At 65.3% G+C, this 7392-nt stretch carries 7 protein-coding genes; 1 reads left to right on the plus strand and 6 read right to left on the minus strand.

All coding sequences use genetic code 11. The annotated features are described in order from the left end of the window. Positions 1 to 1250, minus strand: a 1250-nt coding sequence (locus tag PVW46_RS21880; RefSeq protein ID WP_338020541.1) for a peroxidase family protein, incomplete at its 3' end; no start/stop codon positions are given. Between the two features lie 202 nt (positions 1251 to 1452). Here PVW46_RS21880 and PVW46_RS21885 point away from each other — a divergent pair. Beyond that, positions 1453 to 2361 (plus strand): hydrogen peroxide-inducible genes activator, encoded by a 909-nt coding sequence (locus PVW46_RS21885; protein WP_043145894.1) that lies wholly within the window; start codon positions 1453 to 1455, stop codon positions 2359 to 2361. A gap of 96 nt (positions 2362 to 2457) precedes the next feature. Here PVW46_RS21885 and PVW46_RS21890 read toward each other — a convergent pair whose 3' ends face one another. The 5 genes from PVW46_RS21890 to PVW46_RS21910 form a co-directional block, all read right to left on the minus strand. Next, entirely contained in the window at positions 2458 to 3696 is a 1239-nt protein-coding gene (locus PVW46_RS21890) for a CoA transferase (RefSeq protein WP_043145896.1), read from the minus strand. After that, positions 3693 to 4562: an HTD2 family dehydratase gene (locus PVW46_RS21895; protein ID WP_274577631.1), complete on the minus strand. Its 870-nt coding sequence runs from the start codon at positions 4560 to 4562 to the stop codon at positions 3693 to 3695. The genes PVW46_RS21890 and PVW46_RS21895 overlap by 4 nt, the downstream gene beginning before the upstream one ends. Beyond that, positions 4559 to 5455: a succinate--CoA ligase subunit alpha gene (gene sucD / locus PVW46_RS21900; protein WP_043145900.1), complete on the minus strand. Its 897-nt coding sequence runs from the start codon at positions 5453 to 5455 to the stop codon at positions 4559 to 4561. Before sucD ends, PVW46_RS21895 begins: the two co-directional genes overlap by 4 nt. A 12-nt stretch (positions 5456 to 5467) precedes the next feature. Continuing rightward, the gene (locus PVW46_RS21905) at positions 5468 to 6643 is read right to left on the minus strand and encodes a malate--CoA ligase subunit beta (RefSeq protein ID WP_043145901.1); all 1176 of its coding nucleotides are present in this window, start codon (positions 6641 to 6643) and stop codon (positions 5468 to 5470) included. Between the two features lie 23 nt (positions 6644 to 6666). After that, positions 6667 to 7392, minus strand: a 726-nt coding sequence (locus PVW46_RS21910; protein ID WP_274577634.1) for an HpcH/HpaI aldolase/citrate lyase family protein, incomplete at its 5' end; no start/stop codon positions are given.

Here is a 7392-nt window from a genome sequence, read left to right on the forward strand (position 1 = left end):
CCCATGTCGCGGTGGGTCAGCTTGAACCATGCGCGGGCAAAGCAGTCCTCGAAATACGCCTGGTCCGCCATGAACTTCTGGCAGATTTCGTTGTAGATCGGGTCCATCTTCATCGCCATGTCGGCGTCGGTCATCATCGGCATGACACGCTTGGACGAATCCGTGGGATCGACCGGCATGTCCTCTTCCTTGATGTCGATCGGGCGCCACTGGTTCGCGCCTGCGGGCGACTTGGTCAGTTCCCACTCGTAGCCGAACAGCAGTTTGAAATAGCCCATGTCCCACTTGGTGGGGTTGGTGGTCCAGGCGCCCTCGATGCCGGAGGTCACGGCATTGGTCGCCTTGCCGTCCAGATTGGGATTGATCCAGCCAAAGCCCTGGGTCTCGACGTCCGCGCCCTCGGGCTCGGCACCCAGCGCGCCGGCGTCACCGTTGCCATGTGCCTTGCCGACGGTGTGGCCGCCACAGGTCAGGGCCGCGGTTTCCTCGTCGTTCATCGCCATGCGGGCAAAGGTCTCGCGGACCTGCGCGCCGGTCTTGATCGGGTCGGGCTGGCCGTTCACGCCTTCCGGGTTCACGTAGATCAGGCCCATCTGGACCGCTGCCAGCGGGTTCTCCATCGTGTCCGGCTTGGCCACGTCGTCATACCGGTTGTCGGACGGCGCCAGCCACTCGCGCTCTGCACCCCAGTAGGTGTCTTTCTCCGGGTGCCAGATGTCCTCGCGGCCAAAGGAAAAGCCATAGGTCTTCAGGCCCATCGACTCATAGGCCATGTTACCGGCCAGCAGGATCAGGTCGGCCCAGCTCAGCTTGTTGCCATACTTCTTCTTGACCGGCCACAGCAGGCGGCGCGCCTTGTCGAGGTTGCCGTTGTCCGGCCAGCTGTTCAGCGGCGCGAAACGGATGTTGCCGTGACCGCCGCCACCGCGACCGTCCGCCAGGCGATAGGACCCCGCCGAGTGCCATGCCAGACGGATCATCAAGCCGCCGTAATGGCCATAGTCCGCCGGCCACCAGTCCTGGCTCTCGGTCATCAGCGCCTTGACGTCTGCCTTGACTGCCTCGAAGTCGAGGCTCTTGACCTCTTCACGGTAGTCGAAATCCGCGCCCAGCGGGTTCGACTTGCTGTCATGCTGGTGCAGGATGTCCAGGTTCAGCGTCTTCGGCCACCAGTCCGTGACCGATGTGCCGGTCTCGGTGATCGCACCGTGCATGACCGGGCATTTGCCCGCCATATCATTGCCGTCCATGATGTTCTCCCTTGGTCATAAACGTCGGTCCGGGCCTTTGCGGCCCGACCCGTTCCTTGTCTCTCTCTGGGGAGGACGCGCGCCGCGCGGGGCCCTCGCCGGCCGGCAGGGCGACTCGCTCCCTCATACCCTAGAATGTTTCTAACAAGGGATGATCATATGTTTAAGTTGTATTTTCTCATCATCGACATAACTTTCTCCTATGAAGAACCTAACGCTCCGCCAACTCCGCTATTTCGAGGCGCTGGCCCGGCATGGCCATTTCGGGCGCGCCGCCGCAGCCTGTTCGATCTCGCAGCCCGCCCTGTCGGTGCAGATCCGGGATCTGGAGGCTGACCTTGGCGCGCCGCTTTTCGAACGCGGCGCGCGGCAGGTGCGGCTGACCGCCCTGGGCGAGGCTTGTCTCAGCCGGGCGGTCGACATCCTGCGCGCCGTGGACGAGTTCGACGACCTCGCCCGCGCCGCCCAGGGCGATCTGGTCGGCCGGTTGCGCCTGGGTGTGATCCCGACCGTCGCGCCCTACCTGCTGCCCGCCCTCTTTGCCGAGCTGAACCGCAACAACGCCGGGCTTGACCTGCATGTGCGCGAAACGCTGACGCCCCGCCTGCTGGTGGAATTGCACGAGGGCAAGATCGACGCCGCCATCCTGGCCCTGCCGGTCGGGGAAACCGGGCTGCACGAGGTGGCGCTCTTCGACGAGAGCTTTGTCTTCGTCCGGCCAGAGGCCGATGCGGACGCCCCCGTGCCCGACGGGGAGGCCCTGAAAAAGATGCGCCTTCTGCTGCTGGAAGAGGGGCATTGCTTTCGCGACCAGGCGCTGAGTTTCTGCAAGCTGAGTTCCGCCACCCCGCGCGACGGGCTGGACGGGTCATCGCTGACGACACTGGTGCAGATGGTCGGGGCCGGGCTGGGCGTGACCCTGATCCCGGAAATGGCGGTGCCCGTCGAGACGCCCGCCGCCCGTGTCTCCATCGCCCGGTTCGCCGAGCCGCAACCGACACGCACGATCGGCATGGTCTGGCGCAATTCCAGCCCCCTGTCCGAGCAGTTCCGCCATTTCTCGGAAACCGTCCGCACCGCGGCGATGGCCGAGCGGCTGTCACCGAATTGATGCAGAGACCCCGGGAAACCGTGGCTTCCCGGGGTGTTATGGTCAGATCTTCTGTTTGGCGGGGAGCGACCTGACCACCATTTCAACAGGCGATGGTCACGAGGCCAGGCGGAAATCGCCCCGCGGCTGAACCGCCACGCCCTCGTCCATCAGCTTGCCGATCTCGCCCTCCGGCAGTTTCGCCACATCCGCCAGGACCTCCTCGGTGTGCTGTCCCAGTTGCGGCGCGGGACGCGGCGCCTCACGCGCGATCCCGGCGAAACTGAACGGCGAACCGGGCACACGGTAGCGACCGATCCCCGGCTGCTCGATTTCCGAGAACATCGGGTTCTCGGTCGACAGGTCCGGGTCCTCGCGCAGTGCCTGAGCAAAGCTGCGGAACTGCGACCAGGTCACGCCGCCCTTGTCGAAATCCGATGAAAACTCGCTCACTTTACGACGTGAGAACCAGGGCGCTAGCACTTTTGTGATCTCGGCCCGATAAGTCCAGCGGACCCCCTCCTGCATCAGGTCGACGCCCAGTCGCGCCGCGAGATAACCCATGTCCTGCTCGGTGCCGGTGACCTTCATCAGGTTCTTCCACTGGCGCGGGGTCAGGGCGATCACCATGACGCGCCGACCGTCGGCACAGACGAAGTCCTGCCCGTAGGCACCGTAGAGCGAATTGCCCGCCTTGGCCCGGTCGGTCCCGTTAACCGCGACCTCGCCGATGATGCCCAGGTTGCCCAGCATCGCCGCCGCCGCATCCTTCAGAGTCAGATCAACAAACTGCCCCAACCCTTTGCGAAGGCGTGCTCTTTCCGCCGCCAGGAGACCGGACACCACCATGTTCCCGGCGATGCAGTCCCAGGCCGGCAGGACATGGGCGACCGGGTCGGACGACCCTTCAGGCCCCGTCGCCATCGGAAACCCTAGAGAGGGGTTCACGGTGTAATCCACCGCCGGTTTCCCGTGCCGGTCGCCACGCAGGGAGACCATGCAGAGGTCCTCGCGGCGGGCCTTCAGTGTCTCGTAGTCGGTCCAGCCCTTAGCCGCGAGGTTGGTGATGAACAGCCCCGCATCTTCGCCCGGGGCACAGATGATTTCCTGCGCGATCTCCCGCCCGCGCGGGCACTTCACATCCAGCGCGACAGAGCGTTTCCCCTTGTTCATCCCCGCCCAGAAAAGGCTTTCTCCGGAGGTGGTTACAGGCCAACGCTTATAGTCCATACCGCCCTGCGGCAGGTCGAACCGGATCACGTCCGCGCCCATCTGCGCCAGGGTCATGCCCGCCAGGGGCACCGCCACGAAGGCCGAGCTTTCGACCACGCGCATGCCGTCCAGAATGCCGCTCATGTCGTCCACTCCATCCTTGCCTGCAGGCCCAGGTAGTCCTCGAAGGTGGCCGTCCCGACCTCGATGGCCCCGCCCGCCGGATCCAGGGCGCCCACAAGGCGCAGGTCGGCGTCGTGGAACATCGGATGCACCACCCGGTAGGTGAAGCGCGCGGGCGCCTTGCCCGTGTGCCGCTCGGCGGCCTCGATCGCCATTGTCGCCTGCATGGGGCCATGCACGACAAGCGCCGGGTATTTCTCCACCTGTTGCGCGTACGGCAGGTCATAGTGGATGCGGTGTGCGTTGTAGGTCGCCGCAGAATAACGGAAAAGCCGAACCTCGTTCATCGGCACACGCTCATCGTAGGCCATGCGTTCGGGCACCGGCACCTGGCGCGGCGGACGAAAGACCGGCGGGATGTCTAGGTAGACGATGTTCTGTTCTTCTTCGATCACGCCGCCCTGATCGCCGGTGGTCACGTGATCCACCGTGACAAAGGCCATCGGCCCTGTCTTGCCTTTCTTCTGCGTCACCGCCCGGATGGTCGAGACCTTGGTCAGCCGCTCTCCGACGTGGAACACACCGGCGAACCGCACATCGCCTCCCGCCCACATGCGGCGCCGGAACGGCAAGGGCGGCAGGAAGCCGCCCAGCGCCGGATGCCCATCCTCGCCCAGGTCGCTCATCGGGACGAATTCCGGGAAAGCGACCCAATGCCAAAGGCTTGGCAGTTCCATCCCCGGGCGCACATCGCGCTCCGGGGACAGGTCGTGGCTGACGGCGGCGTTCAGCATCCCCGCGAGGTTGGGCGTGACGCCCCCCTCGCGGGTCTCTGTCCGCCCGATCCAGTCGGTATAGTCCGGCTCCATGAGGGACGCGGCGCTCATGCTGCAGCCTTCATGCCCAGGACCTCGGCCATCGTCCGCCCCATCGCCGAAGGGTTCGGCGCGACGGTGATCCCGGCAGAGGAGAGGATCTCGACCTTTTCCTGCGCGCTTTCGCCAAAGGCGCTGATGATCGCGCCCGCATGGCCCATCTGCCGCCCCTTGGGCGCGGCCAGGCCCGCGATATAGGCGGCCACCGGCTTGGTCATGTGATCGCGGACATAGGCGGCGGCCTCTGCCTCTTGCGGGCCACCGATCTCGCCGATCATCATGATCGCATCGGTTTCCGGATCGTTTTCAAAGAGTTCCAGGATGTCCTTGAAGCTGGATCCGTTGATCGGATCGCCGCCGATACCGATGGAAGAGGAAATGCCGATGCCCAGCGATTTCATCTGGCTGGCGGCCTCGTACCCCAATGTGCCCGAGCGTCCGACGATGCCGACACGGCCCGGCATGTAGATATGCGGCGGCATGATGCCCATGAAGCCCTTGCCGGGGCTGATGATGCCCGCGCAGTTCGGCCCGATCAGGCGCATCTTGCGCTCCCGCGGGTAGCGACGGAGAAAGCGTTTCACCCGCATCATGTCCTGCGCCGGGATGCCGTCGGTCACGCAAACCGCCGTCTTGATGCCCGCATCGGCGGCTTCCATCATCGCATCGGCGGCAAAGGCCGGCGGCACGAAAAGCAGGGAGGCCTCGGCGCCGGTCGCCTCCACCGCCTCGCGGACGGTGTTGAAGACCGGGCGGTTGAGCACCGTGGTGCCGCCCTTGCCGGGGGTGACGCCGGCAACGACCTTGGTGCCGTATTCGATCATCTCCTGGGCGTGGAACTGGCCGATCCGGCCCGAGAGGCCCTGGACGACGACCTTTGTGTTTTCATCAATCAGGATAGCCATATCGCGTACTCCTCAGGCTGCGGCGGATTGCGGGCGGGCGGCGACGGCCTTCTCGGCCGCTTCCTCCAGCGTGTCGGCAGAGATGATCGGCAGACCGCTTTCGCGAATGATCTTCTGCCCTTCCTCGACGTTGGTGCCGCTCAGGCGCACCACCACGGGCAGGTCGATACCGACCTCCTTGTAGGCCTGGATCACACCCTTCGCGATCCAGTCGCAGCGGTTGATGCCCGCAAAGATGTTCACGAGGATCACCGAGACATTCTGGTCCGACAAAACCGTGCGGAAGGCCTGGCAGACCCGTTCGGGCGAAGCGCCGCCGCCGATGTCGAGGAAGTTCGCCGGCTGCCCCCCGGCCAGCTGGATCATGTCCATCGAGGCCATCGCCAGCCCGGCGCCGTTGATGATGCAGCCGATGTCGCCATCAAGACCGACATAGGCCAGACCGTTGTCATAGGCGGTCGCCTCGCGCGGGTCTTCCTGCGACGGGTCGCGCAGCGAGGCGATGGCAGGATGCTTGTACAGTGCGTTGCTGTCAAAGGACATTTTCGCATCCAGCGCCACCAGATCGCCCGACCCGGTGATGACCAGCGGGTTGATCTCGACCATCATGGCGTCAAGATCGCGGTAGGCGCGATAGCAAGCCCGCAGGAAGGTCGAGAACTGGTCGACCTGCTTGGGCTCAAGCCCCAGCCGGAAGCCCAGCTCGCGCGCCTGGTACAGGGCCAGCCCCACCGCCGGATCGACCACCGACCGCACCAGGCTGTCGGGATCTTCCTCGGCGAGGTCCTCGATCTCCATCCCGCCGTGGCCGGAGGCGACGATCATGATGCGCTCGGTCTTCCGGTCCAGGACAAAGCCCAGGTAGAGTTCCTGCGCGATGTCAGAGGCTTCCTCGACCCAGAGCCGGAACACGCCCTTGCCGTTGGCGTCAGTCTGCTTGGTGACAAGCTGCCGGCCCAGCAGGCCACGGGCGAAGTCGGCCACTTCCTGCTCGGACTTGCAGACCTTGACGCCGCCCACTTCGCCGCGCCCGCCGGAATGGATCTGCGCCTTGACGACCCAGGCGTTCCCGCCCAGTTCACGGGCGCGATAGGCCGCCTGTTCCGGCGAATAGGCCAGCCCGCCGCGCGGCACCGGGACGCCAAAGCTCTTCAGGATTTCCTTGGCCTGGTGTTCATGAATGTCCATTTCTCATCCTCCCTCTGCGCGGGTTATTCTGCGGCGATGCCGGTTTCCTTGGCGGCAATCGCCTGCGCCATGTCGATCACGTTGCGGGCCATCTTTTCGCTGGCCGCGTCGATCATCTTGCCGTCGAGGCTGGCCGCCCCCTTGCCCGCGGCCTCTGCGGCCTTGAGCTCTTCGATGATCCGCTCGGCCTTGGAAACCTCGGCCTCGGGCGGGCTGAAAACATCGTTGGCCATCGCGATCTGGCTGGGGTGGATGGCCCATTTGCCCTCGCAGCCCAGGGCGGCGGCGCGGCGCGCCGCATCGACAAAGCCCTGCCCGTCCGCGAAATCGCCAAAGGGCCCGTCGATGGCGCGCAGCCCGTAGGCGCGGCAGGCGATGACCATGCGGGTGATCGAGGCATGCCACTGATCGCCCGGGTAGTTCGGGTTCAGCCCGCCGATGTTCACGGTGCGCGCCCGCATCGAGGCCGCGTAATCGGCCACGCCAAAGTGCAGCGCCTCCAGCCGGCCGCCGAATTGTGCAATCGCCTCGACATTCGCCATGCCCAGCGCGGTTTCGATCAGCGCCTCCAGGCCGACGCGATGGGTCAGGCCGCAGGCCTGTTCGATCTGGTTGATCATCGCCTCGACCATGTAGAGGTCGGCGGGCACGCCCACCTTGGGCACCAGGATCGTCTCGACCCGGTCGCCGGCCTTTTCCATGATATCGACCACGTCGCGGTACATGTAATGCGTGTCCAGCCCGTTGAT

The sequence above is a fragment of the Mameliella sp. AT18 genome (assembly GCF_028807275.1).
GTDB classification, from domain to species: domain Bacteria; phylum Pseudomonadota; class Alphaproteobacteria; order Rhodobacterales; family Rhodobacteraceae; genus Antarctobacter; species Antarctobacter albus.

Bases quoted from the DNA above. Each gene is read 5' to 3' on its own strand.
- PVW46_RS21885 (WP_043145894.1), top strand. From the start codon at position 1,453: ATGAAGAACCTAACGCTCCGCCAACTCCGCTATTTCGAGGCGCTGGCC.
- PVW46_RS21890 (WP_043145896.1), bottom strand. From the start codon at position 3,696: ATGAGCGGCATTCTGGACGGCATGCGCGTGGTCGAAAGCTCGGCCTTC.
- PVW46_RS21895 (WP_274577631.1), bottom strand. From the start codon at position 4,562: ATGAGCGCCGCGTCCCTCATGGAGCCGGACTATACCGACTGGATCGGG.
- sucD (WP_043145900.1), bottom strand. From the start codon at position 5,455: ATGGCTATCCTGATTGATGAAAACACAAAGGTCGTCGTCCAGGGCCTC.
- PVW46_RS21905 (WP_043145901.1), bottom strand. From the start codon at position 6,643: ATGGACATTCATGAACACCAGGCCAAGGAAATCCTGAAGAGCTTTGGC.